This window comes from Qipengyuania pelagi (genome assembly GCF_009827295.1).
Lineage (GTDB): Bacteria > Pseudomonadota > Alphaproteobacteria > Sphingomonadales > Sphingomonadaceae > Qipengyuania > Qipengyuania pelagi.
In genome coordinates, this window is the sequence record NZ_WTYD01000001.1 from 122,115 (window position 1) to 138,902 (window position 16,788).

Consider the following 16,788-nt stretch of genomic DNA (forward strand, 5'->3'; position numbering starts at 1 on the left):
GGTCGCTCCGTCAATGAGAATAACTCTCAATAGCAAAATGCGCGATCAGCGGGTGATCACGTCGCCCGACATCGGCGCAAGCTTCGACAGGAAGCGATTCTGCGCCCGGAATCCGACGCCTTCTTCGCGCATCGCCCGTTGCAGGTTCTCGACCAGCGCATTCATGTCGCCGCGCGTCGTGCCCATGCCGGAATGCGAATCCTTCATGTCGCGCCCGGTATAGGTGCAGCCGGCGTTGAGGATGTAGCAGAACTGTTCGAACAGCACCCGGCGCAGGCGGACCATGTCATGGCCTTCGAAGACTGCTGCGATGCGCGGATCGGCGGTGTTGAGCGCAATCAGGCGGTCGGTGATGCGACGGATGCCGTCCTGCCCGCCGAAGGCCTGCGCCATTCCGTCCCCGGAAAAGGGCGTGGCTCCGGCATTGGCGTTGCTCTGTTCGTAATCCTCGACCGGAAGTTCGCCGGTGACGGGATCGCGCTCGACCTCCTCGACACCGAATTCGGCGTCCCAATCGACATTCTCGTCCGGCGCTTGCTGGAAGAGCAGGGCGAGGGCGATCGTGGCGGCATTTGAAAACATGGGAAAATCCTGGGATAAGGTCAGAAGGCCAGCTGGGCCTGGAGAAACGCGCCGCGCTGATCCTCGAACGTGGCAATCGAGCCGAGATCGGCATAGGCGGCGGTGAGCGTGAGGAAATCGGTCGGCGCGATGGCCGCGAACAGATCCATCCAATCGTCCTCGCCGAGGCCCAGATTGTCGGGCTTGGTGCGCACTTCCGCGCCCACGACCGCGCGGCGCGACAGCTGATAGGCGAGCGAGCCTTCGAACTGGAGCGAATAATCTGGGTTCGCCGCGCTCCCGAAACCGAGCAGGCCGGTCTGGTTGGCCTTGGTCAGGCGCACGGTCCCGCCCACGAGAATACTTTGCGCGAGCAGCAGCTTGGTCGCCGACAGGGCGATATCGGTGCCGCTATCGTGCAGCGCGCCCACCGCGCGGACCACCGCGCTATCGCGATTTCGCTTGTGCTGGATCGACAGGCTGACCTGAGGCAGCAGCGGGTCGCCATAGACCGCATCGCCGAACAGCCGCAATTTGGCGCCGAAGACGTCCTGATCGAAGGTGAAACCCTGGCCGAGGCCCAAGGCCGCGCCGACATCGCGCGTGTCGAAACGCTGGCGCGCATAGGACAGTTCGACGCGATTGGCGTAGCTGACGCCCGCGCCGAAGCTCTGCCAGTCGAAATCGGGCAGGAGAACGGCGGTCGCATGGAGGCCGCCGCCGAAGCCGCGTTCCTGCATTCCGGCAAGGATCGCCCAATTCGCGATTCCTCCGCCGCTGGCGCCTTCGAGACTGGCGATCCCGTTGGTGAGCAACAGCTTACGCGAATAGCCGTCCCGGAAGGACGGGGTGACCATGGGCGCGCCCGCTGCGCTCGAACCCTGTTCTTCTTCGGAATCAGCAAATTGCGTAGAAATTGCGCGCTGTGCGGTTCCCGCCTGTGCCGTAGCGTCACCACCCGTCGAAGGCGCCGAAGCAGGCGCGATCGCGCTGTTCGAAACGCCGTCATACTCCGTGTGGAAAAGCGCCGTATCGTAGGCGATCTGCGCCTCGGCGGCATTCGCGGACGATGCGGCGGACAGAAAGGCGATCGCCGAAGCTGCGGTGAGGAAGCGCGAGGTCATGGCAGCCCCCTCCCACACAATGGTCAATATTCTTCTAATCCTCGCGGCAGAGAAATTTAAGGAATGTCGTATTATCGCGTGGATCATGATCCGAACGATTTCCCTGCTCTGCCTCCTCATCGTCATTCCCCTGACCGCCGCCTGGGCCGCCGCGAGCGTGCCGGTGCGGGTTCAGGTGGTCGATGCCAAGGGCGTGCCGGTGCGCGATGCAGTGGTGGAAATCGACGCGGCAGGGTCCGAAAGCGGCCGCATCACCTTCCCCTGGCGGATGGCGATGGCGCAGCGCAACGAACAATTCGTGCCCGGTACGCTGGTGGTCGCGCGGGGCAGCACGGTGGCGTTTCCCAATCTCGATAAGGTGCGCCATTCGGTCTACAGCTTCTCCAAGCCCGCGCGGTTCGAGATCGACCTGTTCGGGCGCGACCAGACCCGGACCCAGAATTTCCCGATCGCGGGCGCGGTGGCGCTGGGCTGCAACATCCATGACGACATGCGGGGCTATATCCGCGTCGTCGACACGCCTTATGCGGGCAAGACCGATCATAACGGGATGCTGTCGCTCGATGCGGTTCCGAGCGGTTCGGCGGTCATCACGGTCTGGCACCCGCGCCTGCGGGCTCCGGGCAATGAGATGCGCCGCACCGTTACGATTTCGGGCGGTTCGAACAGGCACCGGCTCGCGGTCAATTTGCGATGAAAGGCATGTTTCTCGACCGGCTCCCGAGCTTGCGTTTCGGGACCCTGCGCCTGCGGATCGCGGTCCTGTTCACGATCCTGTTCGCCTTGGTCATGTCGGTCGTCATGATCCTCGTCAGCCAGAGCATCGAACGGTTCGGCGAACGGGCCGCATCCGGCGATCTCGCGGCGAACGCCAAGGTCGTCGACGAAATCCTCGACCTGCGCGCGCAGCAGATGCGCGCCTCGGCGGAGGTCCTGTCGCGCGATTTCGGTTTTCGCGAAGCGGTCGCCACCGGCGATAGCGCGACAATCGCGAGCGCGCTGCGATCGCTTCGGGCGCGCGCCAAGAGCGGATCGGCTTTCGTGGTCGGTCTCGACGGGTCGATGGTGGATGATGGCAGCGGGCGCCATCCCCCGGTGGATACGATCTGGGGGCCGCTCGATGACGGTAACCAGAAGGGCCTGATGCGCTATGGTGACGAATTCGCGCTCGCCGCGTCATCGCCGATCGAAGTGCCCGATCTCGTGGGCTGGCTGGTGGTGACGCAACCGCTCGGCGCCAGGGAGATGGACCGCCTTGCGAAGCTGGGCGCGGTCGACATGCAGGCGCGCGTCGCGTCGCAATCCGACCTGCCCGACTGGGCCGCGAAAAGCGCGGATGGCCAAATCGTCGAAGCGCCGGGGCAGGACGACGGCCTCTATCACGTCTCGCGCCTGCCCGCCTTGCAGGACGGGATCGAGCCGCGCCTCGTGCTCCAGCATTCGCTTACCGAAGCCTTGGCGCAATATGCCTCGCTGCGCTATCTGCTCGCCGCCGTCATCGCCGCCGGACTGGCGCTCGTCATCGCGCTCGGCTTCCGTATCGCCGGCAGCATCACGCGGCCGCTCAATCGCCTCGATATCGCAGTGCGCAAATTCGCGCGCGGGGAGGATGCGACGCTCGCGGTCGAGGGCGAGGACGAGATCGGCCGCCTCGCAACCAATTTCAACGGCATGGTCCAGGCGATCGCCGAGCGCGAGCGCGAGATCATCCATGTCGGCCTGCATGACGGGCTGACGGGGCTGCCCAACCGCAAGCTGTTCGTCCAGCAGCTGGACGAGGCGCTGTCGCTGCGGAGGGACGACGATCAAATCCTGGTCGCCTATGTCGACCTCGACGATTTCAAGGTCGTCAACGACACGATGGGCCATCCGGCGGGCGATGCGCTGCTGCGCGAAACCGCCGTTCACCTGCGCAAGCACCTGCCCCAGGCGAAGGTCGCGCGGTTCGGCGGGGACGAATTCGCGGTGCTGGTCAAGGGCATCGATCCCGACCAAAATCTCACCGCGCTCGCCGACGAGATCCAGGCCTGTTTCGAACGTCCGGTCGATCTGGGCGGCCATCAGGCGGTCAGTTCCGCCAGCATCGGCATCGCCGTCGCGCCGGGTGACGGGGCGGACGGCATCACCTTGATGAAGCACGCCGACCTCGCGCTCTATCGCGCCAAGAGGGACGGCAAGGCCAACCACCATTTCTTCGAACCCTCGCTCGACGAACAGGCGCGCCGCCGCCGCGAGATGGAACTGGATCTAAGGCTGGCGATCCGCGACGGTGGGTTCGAGCTGTATTTCCAGCCCCTCTACGATCTGCGTGCGGACCGCCTGCAGGGTTTCGAGGCGCTGATCCGCTGGCCGCACCCAACCAAGGGGATGGTCAGTCCGGGCGAATTCATCCCCCTGGCCGAAGAGACCGGCCTGATCCTGCCGATCGGCGAATGGGTCCTGCGCGAGGCCTGCCGTATTGCGCGCGCCTGGCCCGACAACCTGTCTGTCGCGGTGAATATCTCGCCCAAGCAATTCCTCGCTCCGGGCCTTGCCACCACGATCATGCAGGCGCTGACAGCGACCGGCCTTTCGCCCGAAAGGCTGGAGCTGGAAATTACGGAGAGCGTGTTCATCGCCAATGTCGAGAAGACGCTGGGGACGCTGCATTCGCTGCGCGATGTCGGCGTGCGCATCGCGCTCGACGATTTCGGAACGGGGTATTCCTCGCTGAGCTATCTGCGCAGCTTCCCCTTCGACAAGGTCAAGATCGACCGCAGCTTCGTCCAGGATCTGGCGCAGGAGGGCAACGCCCATGCCGTGATCCGCGCGATCACCACCCTGGCAGAGGCGTTGGGGATGGATACGCTGGCGGAAGGCGTCGAACTGCCCGAGCAGCTGGAAATCCTGCGCCGCGAAGGCTGCCAATATATCCAGGGCTACCTGCTCAGCGAGCCGATCCCGAGCGCGGGAGTGAACGAGCTGTTCGATGAGATGGCGGCGAAACCGAGGCAGCGCGCCACGGCCTGACAGGATGCTTGATCGGGTCGGCCTGCCGACCTATCGGCGCGGTGATGAAAAACGAAAAGACAGACAAGACCGAACGCGATCTGAGCGACCGCAAGTTCTATCCGGCCGAAGAAGAGGCGAAGTTCGAGAAATCGCAGCCGCGCCAGACGCCGCAGACCGCGCATCCGGCGTATCAGCTGGCGTTCCAGGACACCGATTTCCTGCTGCGCGAGGAATTGCGCCCGGTCCGCTTCCAGCTCGAACTGCTGAAGCCCGAAATGATCCTCGACGAAGCGGGCGTCGGCTCGACGCTGGTGATGTATGGCAGCGCCCGCATCCCTCCGCCCGAAGCGGCCGACACCGCGCTTGAAGGCGCCAAGGACCTGCCCGAGGACGAACGCCGCGTCGTCGAGAGCCTGGTCGCGAAAAGCAAATATTACGCCGAGGCGCGCAAGCTCGCCAAGATCGCGACCGAGAAATCCATCATCGAGAACGGCAAGCGCCAGTTCGTCGTGTGTTCGGGCGGCGGCCCTTCGATCATGGAAGCGGCCAATCGCGGCGCGAGCGATGCGGGCGGCGAAAGCGTCGGCCTCAACATCATCCTGCCACACGAACAGGCGCCCAACCAGTATGTGACGCCGTATCTCTCGCTAAACTTCCACTATTTCGCGCTGCGCAAGATGCATTTCCTGCTGCGCGCCAAGGCGGTGGCGGTGTTTCCGGGCGGGTTCGGGACGTTCGACGAATTCTTCGAACTGCTCACCCTCATCCAGACCGGCAAGATGAAGCCGATGCCGATCCTGCTGTTCGGCAAGGATTTCTGGACGCGCGTGGTGAATTTCGAAGCCTTGGCCGAAGAAGGCACGATCAATCACGCCGATCTCGACCTGTTCCGCTGGTGCGAAAGCGCCGAGGATGCCTGGGACCACATCGCAGCATTCTACGAATTGAAGCGCTAGGCTACCCGGTCGCTCAGTCAGGCTCGGCCAGCCTGCGCACGGCCTGATGGCCGAGCGGCCCATGTCCGGCGCCGAAGCCGGGCGCGTTCTCGATGGCGGCGAAGGTGAAGGCGCGCGCCATCCGCACCGCATCGGTCAGGGGCAGGCGATGGGCGAGCATCGTCGCCAGCGCCGCCGACAGGGTGCAGCCCGTCCCATGGGTGTGGCGCGTGTCGAGCCGGGCATGGCCGAAGCTCGCGATCTTGCCGCTGGGCGCCAGCACCCGGTCGAGGACCTGATCGCCCGTTTCGGCATGGCCGCCCTTGGCGAGGACCATGACATCGTGGCGGGCCGCAAGCTCCAGCCCCGCTTCGACGATATCGTCTTCGGACAAGGCCTCTCGCCCGGTCAGCACGGCCAGTTCGGGGATGTTCGGCGTGACGACGGTCGCGATGGCCATCAATTCGGCGAAGCCCCCAATCGTCGCCTCGTCCGCGAGGGTCGCGCCGCTCGTCGCGATCATCACCGGGTCGAACACGATCGGGCCTGCGAAGCTGTCCAGCCTGACCGCGAGAGCGTGCGCGATCGCGGGCGATCCCAGCATCCCGATCTTGATCCCGTCGGCGCCGATGTCGTCGAGGCAGGCATCGACCTGCGCCATGACGAAATCCGCCTCCAGCGTCTCGACTGCCTGGACGCCCTCGGTGTTCTGCGCGGTGACGGCGGTGATCGCGCTCATCCCGTAACCGCCCAGCATGGCGATCGTCTTGAGATCGGCCTGGATCCCGGCGCCGCCCGAACTGTCGGACCCTGCGATGGTGAGGATGCGGGGCGGCACGGAAGGGGGGGTAGGTGAACTCATGCCGCGCCGCGCACCGCGTCGCAGATACGGTCGACCACGGTTTCGACCTGATCGGCATCGTCGCCTTCGGCCATTACGCGGATAAGCGGCTCGGTGCCCGAAGCGCGGATGACGAGGCGCCCCTTGCCGGAAAGCTCGCTTTCGGCGTCGGCGATAACCCGTTTGACCGTCTCGTCATCGAGGGGGGAGCTGCCTTCGTAGCGCACGTTCTTCAGCAATTGCGGAACGGGATCGAAGACGTGCAGCAATTCGCTCGCCGGCTTGCCCGACCAGACGAGGCTCGACAGCACGCGCAGCGCCGCGATCGTGCCGTCTCCGGTGGTGCCGTGATCGAGCAGGATCATGTGCCCCGATTGCTCGCCGCCAACATTGAAGCCGCCTTCCTTCATCCGCTCCAGCACATACCGATCGCCGACCTTGGTGCGCTCCAGCGTCAGCCCGCGCTCGGCAAGATGGCGTTCGAGGCCGAGATTGGACATGACGGTGGCGACCACGCCGCCGCCCCGCAACACGCCCTTGTCCGCCATCCGGTCCGCGATCAGGGCCATGATCTGGTCGCCATCGACCGTGCGGCCCTTCTCGTCGACCACGATCAATCTGTCGGCATCCCCGTCGAGCGCGATGCCGATATCCGCGCCGACCTCGACCACCTTGGCCTTGACGGCGTCGAGCGCGGTGGAGCCGACATTGCGGTTGATGTTGGTGCCATTGGGTTCCACGCCGAGCGTGACAACCTCGGCCCCCAATTCCCAGATCGCGGACGGGGCAACCTGATAGGCCGCGCCATTGGCGCAATCGATGACGACCTTCAGCCCGTCGAAGCGCATGGCCGGGCCGACCGATTGCTTGATCGCGTGGATATAGCGCCCGCGCGCATCCTCGATCCGGCGCGCGCGGCCGATCTCGGGCGCATCGGCGAGGACGGGCTGTTCGCCGATCAGGGCCTCGATCGCCAATTCGTCCTCGTCCGACAGCTTGAACCCGTCGGGGCCGAACAGCTTGATCCCGTTATCCTCGTAAGGATTGTGGCTGGCGGAGATCATCACGCCCAGATCGGCGCGCATTTCGCGGGTCAGCATGGCGATGGCCGGGGTGGGCAGCGGCCCGGTCATGATGACATCCATGCCCGAACTGGTGAAGCCCGCCACCAGCGCGCTTTCCATCATATAGCCCGACAGCCGCGTATCCTTGCCGATCACGACCCGGTGCCGGTGATCGCCCCGGCGGAAATGGAGACCGGCGGCCTGCCCCACCGTCATCGCCATCGCGGCGGTCATCTTGCCGGAATTGGTGCGGCCCCGGATCCCGTCCGTGCCGAAGAACTTGCGTGCCATGCGATTGTCCAAATGCCTGATTTACGGTGGCGCTTCTGGCGCGAATGGCCGCGAAAGGGAAGGGGGGTGCCTCCTTCGGATTTCCAATCGAGCGAAGCGATCACGGGCAGGCAAGAAATTGGTTCCCCGCTGTGCAACAATCATGGCGTATATGCGTTAATCCACCATACACGCGGCTAACCGCCCCAACCCTATCGAAACCAAAGAGGGACTTTTACGACATGGCTTTCAAACTCACCGACCTTCCCTATGCCGACAGCGCGCTCGATCCGGCCGTTTCGGCGGAAACTCTCTCCTATCACCACGGAAAGCATCACCAGGCCTATGTCGACAAGACCAACAAGGCGATCGAAGGCACCGACCATGCGGACAAATCGCTCGAAGAGGTGATCGCGGCGGCGCGCGGCAGCGACCAGGGCCTGTTCAACAATTCGGCCCAGGCCTGGAACCACGGCTTCTACTGGCATTCGATGGCTGCCGAAGAAGGCAAGATTTCCGACGAATTGCAGTCGATGATCGACAAGGCCTTCGGCTCGACCGAGGACTTGAAGAAGAAGCTCGCAGAGCGTGGCGCAGGCCACTTCGCCAGCGGCTGGGTCTGGCTCGCGGTCAAGGATGGCGAGCTGACGATCGAAGAAACGCATGATGGCGATACGCTGGCCGACAAGGACGGTGTCAATCCGCTGCTGACGATCGACTTGTGGGAACACGCCTATTATCTCGACCACCAGAACAAGCGTCCGGAATATCTCGACGCGGTTCTCGGCAGCAAGATCAACTGGAGCTTCGCGTCCGACAATCTGGCGCGCGGCGAAACCTGGAAATATTCGAGCTAAGCCGGGTATTACCTAAGCGAAAAGATCGGCCCGTACCGCCACGCGCGGTGCGGGCCGTTTTCGTATGGGTTGCAACCCCGTTCCAGGCGCGTTGCGACGCCGTTGCGAGCTCGTCGTGGCGGTCAGCTCGTGCGCGTATCGTCGCCCGCAGAAGCGTTCGCACCATCGCTTTCGCTTTCGAACACATTGTTGGCGAATAGCGGCTCACCGAACACGAAGCCTATCAGGTTCGGCCTCCCGATATGATCGAACAGGGCGGTGAGCATCAGCAGGATCGGCACCGACAGCAGCGCGCCGATCATCCCCCAGATCCACGAGAAATACATCAGCGCGATCAGGATCATGACCGGGTTCATCGTGAACCGCGCGCCCAAAATCGAAGGCGTCACGACATTCGCTTCCACGGTGTGCAGGCCCAGATAGGCCGCCGCTGGGATCAGGCCGATCAGCACCGTCTCCATCGTTCCGATGCCGAACAGCGCCAGCAGGCCGACCATGATCGTCGGGCCGATATAGGGCAGGAAATTCAGCAGCGCGGCAAGGCCGCCCCACATCACCGGTGCCTCGACCCCCAGCGCCCAGGCGCCGAGCCCGGCGACGATGCCCACGCAGATATTGATCCAGCCCACCGTCAGCACATAGGCGGCGACGCGATCCTGCACTTCGCGCAGAACCCGTGCGGCCTTGACGCTGGTGCCGAAGGAGCTGCGCCCGAACAGGAGCTTCTGGCGCAATCTCACGCGCGCCTCGACCATGAAGAAGGCCATCAGGAAGGTCAGGATCGTCTCGATCACCACGCTCGGCGTGGCGAAGGCGAGTTCCTCGAGCAGGCTCGGTGTCGCCACCACGACCTCGCGCGATTCCTCGCGGGTCATGAGTTCGGCCAGCTGCTCGTTGATCTGCGCCACCCAGCCGAACTGGTTGCGCAAATCGGCGAAGCGGGCGCCGGCGGTGGCGATCATGGTGGGCAGGCGGTCGAACAGGACCGTCGCGGGTTGCAGGATCAGGGCGAGCGCAAGAAGAAGGACGCCGAGAAAGACGAGCAGTGCAATGAAGGATGCGAGCACGTTGGGAAGCCCCCACGCCGCCAGCCTGTCCGCCAGCGGGGACAGGATGATCGTGAGGACGAGGGCCGCCGTCACGGGCAGGAAGACGACCGATCCGATCGACAGCACGAAAGGCAGGGCGAAAAAGAGGCCAAGGCCGATGAGTACGACCAGCGCCGAAATCAGCCGCAATTCCTGTTCCGCGAAGCCCATCCTGCGCCCGACGCGCGGCGCGCGTTCAGGCACGGCAGGGTCTTGCGGCGTTCCCACCGGTCCGGGATTAGCGTCGCTCATGCGAGAGGTCGGTACGCGAGGCGAGGCGAAACCCGCATCGCATCCTCTATGGACGCGACCGCAAGGCGCTCAATTGCGCGCGGCGATACCATTGCCGGCGGCAACTTCATCCAGTTCTTCGAGGATCGCCCGATGCGCCGCGTCGTCCGATGTGGAGCGGCGCGGGATCGACCCGTCGGCGAGCATCGCGTTCAGCGCGGCGCGGGCGCGACCGACCCGGCTCTTGATCGTGCCGACGGCACAGCCGCAGATATTCGCCGCTTCTTCGTAGGAGAAGCCGCCTGCCCCCACCAGCAGCAGGGCCTCGCGCCGCTCGGGCGGCAGGGTCAGCAGAGCGCGATGCATGTCGGACAGGTGCAAAGGCTCTTCCTGGCCCGCGGGCGCGGTGAGGACGCGTTCGGCGACGTTCTCGTCATATTCCCCGCGGAAGCGGTTGCGGCGCATATCGGTCAGATAGGCGTTGCGCAGGATCACGAAGGTCCATGCGCGCATCGAGGTGCCCGGCTCGAACCGTTCCTGCGCCGCCCAGGCCTTGAGCAGGGCTTCCTGCACCAGATCGTCCGCCATGTCGGCGCGACCGCACAACCCGCGCGCAAAGGCGCGCAGATGCGGAACGACCTCTGTCAGTTCCCGTTTGAAATCGGCCTTTTCCGCGACCGTGCGTGTGTTCGACCCCATCAGCTCTTAGTGTCCAGCTGCGATAGCAGATCCTTGAATTGATCCGGTATGTCCTCGTCGACAACGGAATCGTAAAGCTGCCGCAAGCCCGTCGCCCATTCGGGGCGTTCGGTACGAGCCTTGCTTTTCTCGACTGGTGCCGCGCCAGCAGCGGGTAAGCGCCCGGCGTCTTTGTCCTGTTCGGATTTCATAGGCGGAAAGGTAGGTTCCTGTCATTCCAGGCACCGGAGATAGGGAACCCCGGTGCAGATGTCGATCCCGTGAGTTTGGAGGGAACGATGCCCCCATATTTTTGTTCCCTGTTTTGACGTATCCGGGAATTTCGCCCAGACGTCCGTGTCGATAATGTGAGTGTCCTGAGGTTTCTGCGCGTTCGGCCGAACCGAACCGCTCCCCCGGCAATTGGGAAAAGGCACTCTTTGGAAGTTTTTTTGGAAGGCAGGGCTCTGGCTAGCAAACGGGAAACCAGGAGCCCGGACTCGCGCGAAAGCGGCCCGAGGCATTGGCTGGTGACCTACCCCAGGTTGATCCCGGTGGGCATCTTCCTGATCATCGTCGCTCTCACGGCGCTCAGCGTGCTGACGATAGAGCGTGGCGAGCGGGCGCGCGAAGATGCCGCGATGGCGCGCACCGCCGGTGCGATGTCGGCGGTGCTGGAACGGCGGGCCTCGGTCAACGCTTCCTATCTTCGCGCAGGCGCCGCCCTGTTTTCCGCCCAGGGAAGCGTCGATCCGGCGCTGTTCAACAGGTTCGTCGCGGAATTGCGGCTCGATGCCGATTACCAGGGCGCGGAAGGCTATGGCTGGGCGCCGGTCCTGCGCCCTTCCGAAGTTCCGGCCTTCGAAGCCGATCTCAACCGCTACCGCATCGGCGATGTCCGTATCAGGCCCACACTCGCCGAACAGCCGCGCGATCGGCTGGTCCCGGTGCGCTATCTCCAGCCGGACACGGTGAGGAACCGACGCGCGCTGGGATACGATATGTATTCCTCACCCATCCGGCGCGAGGCGATGGATCGCGCCCAGCGAATGCTGCGGCCGACTGCCAGCGGAAGCGTCGTCCTCGCGCAGGAAGGCGGCGGCTCCGATCCCGGCTTTCTGATCTATATGCCCGTTTTTTCCGGCACGGGCGAGCGACGCACTCTGCTCGGGTTCATCTACAGCCCTTTCAACGCGCCCGACTTCCTCAAATCCGCGAGCGAACTGGTCGACCGGGGCAATGTCGGTATCGAGCTCTACGATGGTGGGGCCGCCGGGGGCGCCTTGCTCGGAACCCTCGAGGGTGGGGACGAGGACGGGAGGACCGTGGAACGCGAAGTCAATGTCGCCAATCGCGATATGCGCTTGGTGGTTCGCGCCAAGAACGATTCGGCTCTGTCGCCGCTTTCTATGATCACGATGTTGTTCGGACTGGCGGTCGCCAGCCTGCTCATGCTGGTGGCGCGGTTGTTGACCAAACAGGCGCTGGAGGACCAGCGATCGTTGAACTGGTTCGCGGAACAGAACTCGATCCGCAATTCCCTGACCCGCGAACTCAATCATCGCGTCAAGAACACGCTTGCGAACGTGCTGTCGATCGTGGCGCTGACCAGGCGACGGGCAGAGGACGTCCAATCCTTTGCGGACGGGCTGGACGGGCGGATCAGGGCGCTTTCCGCGACCCACGACCTGCTCACGCAATCCGAATGGGGCACCACGCCGATCGCATCGGTCGTGGCGGCCGAACTCGCGCCCTACGCGCATGACGAGGCGCATACCATCGTCAGCCAGGGTCCGCCGGTGGAACTTGCGCCCAACGATGCGCTGTCGCTCGGGCTGGCGTTGCATGAGCTGGCGACCAACGCGTCCAAATACGGCGCTCTCAGCTGCGAAAACGGCTGCGTCGACATCCGGTGGGAATTGATGTCCGAAGGCTTGGCGCGGATCGAATGGCAGGAGCGGGGAGGGCCATCGGTGCCCGAACAGCGCAAGCGCGGTTTCGGAACCGACTTGATCGAAAAGATCGTCGCCCATGAATTGCGCCATCCGGTCGAGCTGATCTTCGACCCCAAGGGGGTGCGGTGCACGCTCATGGTTCCGGTGCGCGAACGCGGCGATTTCGAAATTCGCGCCAGCCGCCAGCTGCCGACCTCCCGCTGACGAAGTCGTATTGGTTGCGCGATCAAGCGCAGCCGCCGCTCCGATCTGGGCCCGCCCATTGGTTCGCGTGAAGCAAACAAAACGGCCGGCGCCACGAAGGCACCGGCCGTTTCAATGCGATATTTCCGTCAGGCGGAAAGCGTCAGGCAAGCGGACGGCTGGAGCCGAAGAACAAGGCCTGGCTGATCGCCGCGCGCACCGTCTGTTCCTGGAACGGCTTGGTGACCAGATAGGTCGGTTCAGGCCGGTCACCGGTGAGAAGGCGTTCGGGATAGGCGGTGATGAAGATGACCGGAACGCTGCCGATCGCCAGGATGTCGTCCACCGCGTCGAGGCCGGACGACCCGTCGGCAAGCTGGATATCGGCGAGGACGAGGCCGGGGGTCTTTTCCGCGACCACTTCCTGCGCCTGCGTCCGCGTGGCGGCAGTCCCGCAGATTTGATGGCCGAGCGAGGTAACCAGATCTTCGAGCTGCATCGAAATCAGCGGCTCGTCTTCGATGATGAGCACTTCGGTCGAGGTTTCGCGATCGATTTCCTCGACTGCTTCCTGAACCAGCTTCTCGATATCCTCTTCGGAGACTTCCATGATCTCCGCCGCCTGATCGGTGGAGAAATCCTCCAGAGTGGTCAGCAACAGCGCCTGGCGGTTCATCGGCGTAATCGCCTTGAGCCGCCCGCTGGCCGCTTCTTCGTGGTCGCTGAAATCGGACCCGCTGTCGGGCGTTTCCATATAGGCGCTGCCCCACACCTTGTTGAAGGCGCGGTAGAGAGGAACGCGACCGCCTTCGAGCGAGGCCTTCAGATCTTCATCGGCCAGCGCCGCTTCCAAAGTCGCGCGGACAAAGGCATCGCCGGTCGCCTGCGAGCCGGTCAGGGCACGCGCGTAACGGCGCAAATAGGGTAGGTTTTTAGCAATTTGATCACCAAGTGACATAGAGACCCCTTCCAAGGAATTCGCGCGTAGAACGCCCCGTTTGGGGGATGGTTCCTCTGCCTTCAAGCGTCACTCCGTGCGAAATTTGACATTTTCCCTGCAGGTTGGAAAAATCAGGGCCGAACAAGGACGGCAGGGGCGAATTTCGATGGAAAATATAGTGCGGGCGATGGCCTGTGCGCGTTGCCCGCTGCAGGATATGCCCGGATTGCGCGAGCTGGACGAGACCCAGATCGCCTATATGCAGGATTTCAAGGATGGCGAAATCCAGCTTGGTAGAGGGGAGGTCCTCGTCGAGCAGTCGCAGCAGCTCGAAAGCCTCTATACGCTGATGGAAGGCGTGCTGATCCGGTATCGCACCCTCGAAGACGGACGGCGACAGATCGTCAATTTCATGTTCCCCGGCGATTTGGTCGGCCTGCAAGGGGCATTCGACGACCCGTCCGCGCATTCGGTGGAAGCCCTGCTGGCGTCGCGCCTGTGCGTGTTCCAGCGCCCGAAATTCGAAAACCTGATCGCGAAACATCCGCGCCTCGGTTATGACGTGATCTGGATGGCGGCGGAGGAGGAATCCGCGCTCGAAGAGCATCTCGTCGCTCTCGGTCGCCGCTCCGCGAAAGAGCGGGTCGCCTATCTCGCCGTATTTCTGATGGATCGCGCCAAGAGCGTGGGCATGGCCGGTGACGATAACCGGCTCGCGCTCCCTATCCGGCAGGCGCAGATCGCGGACATGCTCGGATTGTCGCTGGTGCACACCAATCGCACTATCAAGGCGCTCGATCGCGATGGTCTGGTTACCTGGCAGCCGAACGAGATCCATGTGCCCGATCTTCCGGCTGCGCGCGAATTCGCGCATTTCGAACGGTGTTGCGCGCGGCCCAAGCCCTTTATTTGAAACGAAAAAACCTTTTTCCGAAAAAGACTTGCAATTTTTTGGGATAGGGCGGGAACCCCTGTCGCGGTCGCACATTATACCCATGTCACCGCCGAGACCCCCCCTCCCGTCCAAGCGGCTGGTGATACGATCCCGAAAGGCCTCCGTTCACAAAGAACGGAGGCCTTTTTTCTTCGGATGGCTTTCTCGGTCTTGATGGAACGCTACCGGTCGTGGAGCGGTGCTGCGCCCTAAGGCCGCACCGGGAAATCGCACAGGGACATTCGGGTTAGGACTGGCTTTCGACGCTGCCTCAAGCAGCCGTCATTTCAGAACAGCACGCAGGCGCGAAATCAGGCCGCGCCGCTTCGGCTCCGTCAGAACTTCGACCAGTTCCTTAGGGTCATAGGGCTTTTCCATGACACAGCCCATTTCCGCGATCTGTTCGGGAATGTCCTGCGGGGCACCGGTCGAAAAGACAATTCTCGGGCCGGATGGACCGAGCGAGCGAACCAGCTCGGCGACCGCCCAGCCATCGTCGCGATCCGCCAGATGGACGTCGAGGACGATAGCATCGGGTTGCCCGGTTCTGAGCGCGGCCAATGCCATTTCGCTCGTCGAACTGATCTCGACCTGCTCCACGCCCGCGTCGCGCAGGGCCATTTCCAGCGCCATCGCCAGAATGGCGTCGTCTTCCACCACCAGGACGTGGCGGGGAAGGGAACGGGAAGGAGGCTGAGCCGTGCGAGTCATGATCGGGGTGCGCGAATCCATCTGGGGCGCGAGTATCCGCACCTGTCCTTCCGAACCGAGCGCGGCCCCTCCCGGTTCCCCGCCTGACGCGAATTACGACCCTGTTGCGACAAAGACCCAGTTTTCGGGCGATGCGGCTCAGCGCTCGTCGAGCGGCTTTTCGAAGATTACGTATTCCCGGTTGATCCGGCTATCGATCGCATCCGCGATGGCGAGCATCCCCTTATTGTCTTCGAGGATCCAGCCGATCTCGCCGCGCACCGATTTGAAATCCCTGGTCGCGTTCTGCCGTATGCGCTCGATCATCATGAAGGCGAGCTGGCTGGCCATGCGCGAGTTCTGAAGCTCGCGGCGGACTCCCATCAGCGGCACACGCATATCTGCGCCGGTCGGCTTCTTCAGCCAGCGCAGCAGGCGCAGCCATCCGAGGGGCAGCAGCCGACCGTTTATGCGCTTCAGAACTGCGTTCATGTCGGGAAAGGTCAGCATGAAGGCCACCGGCTCGCCATCGACTTCCGCGATCATGTTGAGCCGTTCGTGCACGATCGGTTTCATCTTCTTCGCGGCATAGGCGATCTCGCGATCGGTGAAGGGCACGAAGCCCCAATTATCCGACCAGGCATCGTTGAGGATCGCCAGCACGATCGCCAGATCCCGGTCCCAGTTCGCCTTGTCGACGGGCCGCACCGTGATGCGGGAATTGCGTTCGCCCGACTGGACGATACGGCGGATCAGCGGCGGAAAATCCTGCGTGATGTCGAGTTCGTAGGTCAGAAGCGTCTTGGCGGGCGCATAGCCCGCGTCCTTGATCCAGCGGCGATAATGCGCCGGATGGTGGCCCATCAGCATGGTCGGCGGGTGATCCTGCCCCTTCACCAGCAGGCCCGGCTCCTCCCATATCGACAGCGAGATCGGACCCAGCACGCGGGTCATCCCCTGGGCGCGGTTCCAGGCTTCGGCCTGGGTCAGCAGGGCGCGGGCAGTTTCCTCGTCCTCGGCATCGAAATAGCCGAACAGGCCGGTGCCCGGCCCCATCCCCTGTTCGCGCGGGAGTTCGAGCGCGAGTTCGTCGATATGGGCGGAAATGCGCCCGACCGGGGTGTCGCCGCGATAGGCGATGAAGAAGGCGGCACGGGCATGGCCAAAAAAGGGGTTCTTGTCGGGATCGATCAGTTCGAGCTGTTCGGAGCGCAATTGCGGCACCGAATGGGGCTCGCGCGCGGCGAATCTGCGGCCGAGATCGACGAATTCCGCCCGACCGGCCTTGCCCGATACCGGGCGGATCACTATTTCGCCTGTCGTCACGGTGCGAACCTTTCGATGGAATGTGCGTCGCTATGAATTGGGCATTCAGCCGGGGTTCGCCCCTGCTTCCCCAAAGAGCATCGTGTCAAGACGCCCGCCCAAACGCGACGATAAACATCG

The 16,788-nt window shown here is 63.7% G+C and carries 16 protein-coding genes; 6 read left to right on the forward strand and 10 right to left on the reverse strand.

Going from position 1 to position 16,788, the window contains the following annotated elements; all coding sequences use genetic code 11:
- Positions 1-45: 45 nt before the first annotated feature.
- Positions 46-582, reverse strand: coding sequence for a group I truncated hemoglobin (locus GRI47_RS00610; RefSeq protein WP_160659487.1), 537 nt, complete (start codon positions 580-582; stop codon positions 46-48).
- A gap of 20 nt (positions 583-602) precedes the next feature.
- On the reverse strand, positions 603-1,685 hold the full coding sequence (locus GRI47_RS00615) for a DUF3034 family protein (RefSeq protein WP_237452581.1): 1,083 nt from the start codon (positions 1,683-1,685) through the stop codon (positions 603-605).
- Between the two features lie 85 nt (positions 1,686-1,770).
- Here GRI47_RS00615 and GRI47_RS00620 point away from each other — a divergent pair, with 85 nt between their 5' ends.
- Genes GRI47_RS00620 through GRI47_RS00630 form a run of 3 tightly spaced genes read left to right on the forward strand, consistent with a single transcriptional unit; the run spans position 1,771 to position 5,632 of the window.
- A complete protein-coding gene (locus GRI47_RS00620; RefSeq protein ID WP_160659488.1) occupies positions 1,771-2,382 on the forward strand; it encodes a cupredoxin domain-containing protein in 612 nt (203 codons plus the stop codon).
- Positions 2,379-4,694, forward strand: coding sequence for a putative bifunctional diguanylate cyclase/phosphodiesterase (locus GRI47_RS00625; RefSeq protein WP_160659489.1), 2,316 nt, complete (start codon positions 2,379-2,381; stop codon positions 4,692-4,694). Before GRI47_RS00620 ends, GRI47_RS00625 begins: the two co-directional genes overlap by 4 nt.
- A 44-nt stretch (positions 4,695-4,738) precedes the next feature.
- Positions 4,739-5,632, forward strand: coding sequence for an LOG family protein (locus GRI47_RS00630; protein WP_160659490.1), 894 nt, complete (start codon positions 4,739-4,741; stop codon positions 5,630-5,632).
- Between the two features lie 13 nt (positions 5,633-5,645).
- On the opposite strand, the gene thiD is transcribed toward GRI47_RS00630, so the two are convergent.
- Positions 5,646-6,473, reverse strand: a complete 828-nt coding sequence (gene thiD / locus GRI47_RS00635) for a bifunctional hydroxymethylpyrimidine kinase/phosphomethylpyrimidine kinase (RefSeq protein ID WP_160659491.1) — start codon at positions 6,471-6,473, stop codon at positions 5,646-5,648.
- Positions 6,470-7,807: a phosphoglucosamine mutase gene (gene glmM, locus GRI47_RS00640; RefSeq protein ID WP_160659492.1), complete on the reverse strand. Its 1,338-nt coding sequence runs from the start codon at positions 7,805-7,807 to the stop codon at positions 6,470-6,472. Before glmM ends, thiD begins: the two co-directional genes overlap by 4 nt.
- 221 nt (positions 7,808-8,028) lie before the next feature.
- Between glmM and GRI47_RS00645 the strand changes: the two genes are divergently transcribed.
- Positions 8,029-8,643 (forward strand): superoxide dismutase, encoded by a 615-nt coding sequence (locus tag GRI47_RS00645; RefSeq protein ID WP_160659493.1) that lies wholly within the window; start codon positions 8,029-8,031, stop codon positions 8,641-8,643.
- 122 nt (positions 8,644-8,765) lie between these two features.
- Here GRI47_RS00645 and GRI47_RS00650 read toward each other — a convergent pair whose 3' ends face one another.
- The 3 genes from GRI47_RS00650 to GRI47_RS00660 all read right to left on the reverse strand — a co-directional run bounded on the left by GRI47_RS00650 (position 8,766) and on the right by GRI47_RS00660 (position 10,852).
- On the reverse strand, positions 8,766-9,983 hold the full coding sequence (locus GRI47_RS00650; RefSeq protein ID WP_160659494.1) for an AI-2E family transporter: 1,218 nt from the start codon (positions 9,981-9,983) through the stop codon (positions 8,766-8,768).
- A gap of 69 nt (positions 9,984-10,052) precedes the next feature.
- A complete protein-coding gene (locus GRI47_RS00655; RefSeq protein ID WP_160659495.1) occupies positions 10,053-10,661 on the reverse strand; it encodes a sigma-70 family RNA polymerase sigma factor in 609 nt (202 codons plus the stop codon).
- Positions 10,661-10,852: a NepR family anti-sigma factor gene (locus GRI47_RS00660; RefSeq protein ID WP_160659496.1), complete on the reverse strand. Its 192-nt coding sequence runs from the start codon at positions 10,850-10,852 to the stop codon at positions 10,661-10,663. Before GRI47_RS00660 ends, GRI47_RS00655 begins: the two co-directional genes overlap by 1 nt.
- A gap of 318 nt (positions 10,853-11,170) precedes the next feature.
- Between GRI47_RS00660 and GRI47_RS00665 the strand changes: the two genes are divergently transcribed.
- Positions 11,171-12,799, forward strand: coding sequence for a CHASE domain-containing protein (locus GRI47_RS00665; protein ID WP_337190609.1), 1,629 nt, complete (start codon positions 11,171-11,173; stop codon positions 12,797-12,799).
- Between the two features lie 142 nt (positions 12,800-12,941).
- Here the strand turns inward: GRI47_RS00665 and GRI47_RS00670 are convergent, their stop codons facing one another.
- A complete protein-coding gene (locus GRI47_RS00670; RefSeq protein WP_160659497.1) occupies positions 12,942-13,736 on the reverse strand; it encodes a response regulator in 795 nt (264 codons plus the stop codon).
- A 148-nt stretch (positions 13,737-13,884) separates the two neighbouring features.
- Here GRI47_RS00670 and GRI47_RS00675 point away from each other — a divergent pair, with 148 nt between their 5' ends.
- The gene (locus GRI47_RS00675; RefSeq protein ID WP_160659498.1) at positions 13,885-14,631 is read left to right on the forward strand and encodes a Crp/Fnr family transcriptional regulator; all 747 of its coding nucleotides are present in this window, start codon (positions 13,885-13,887) and stop codon (positions 14,629-14,631) included.
- 303 nt (positions 14,632-14,934) lie between these two features.
- On the opposite strand, the gene GRI47_RS00680 is transcribed toward GRI47_RS00675, so the two are convergent.
- The gene (locus tag GRI47_RS00680; RefSeq protein ID WP_237452582.1) at positions 14,935-15,384 is read right to left on the reverse strand and encodes a response regulator; all 450 of its coding nucleotides are present in this window, start codon (positions 15,382-15,384) and stop codon (positions 14,935-14,937) included.
- A 117-nt stretch (positions 15,385-15,501) separates the two neighbouring features.
- A complete protein-coding gene (locus GRI47_RS00685) occupies positions 15,502-16,668 on the reverse strand; it encodes an N-acetyltransferase (protein WP_160659499.1) in 1,167 nt (388 codons plus the stop codon).
- Positions 16,669-16,788: the final 120 nt, after the last annotated feature.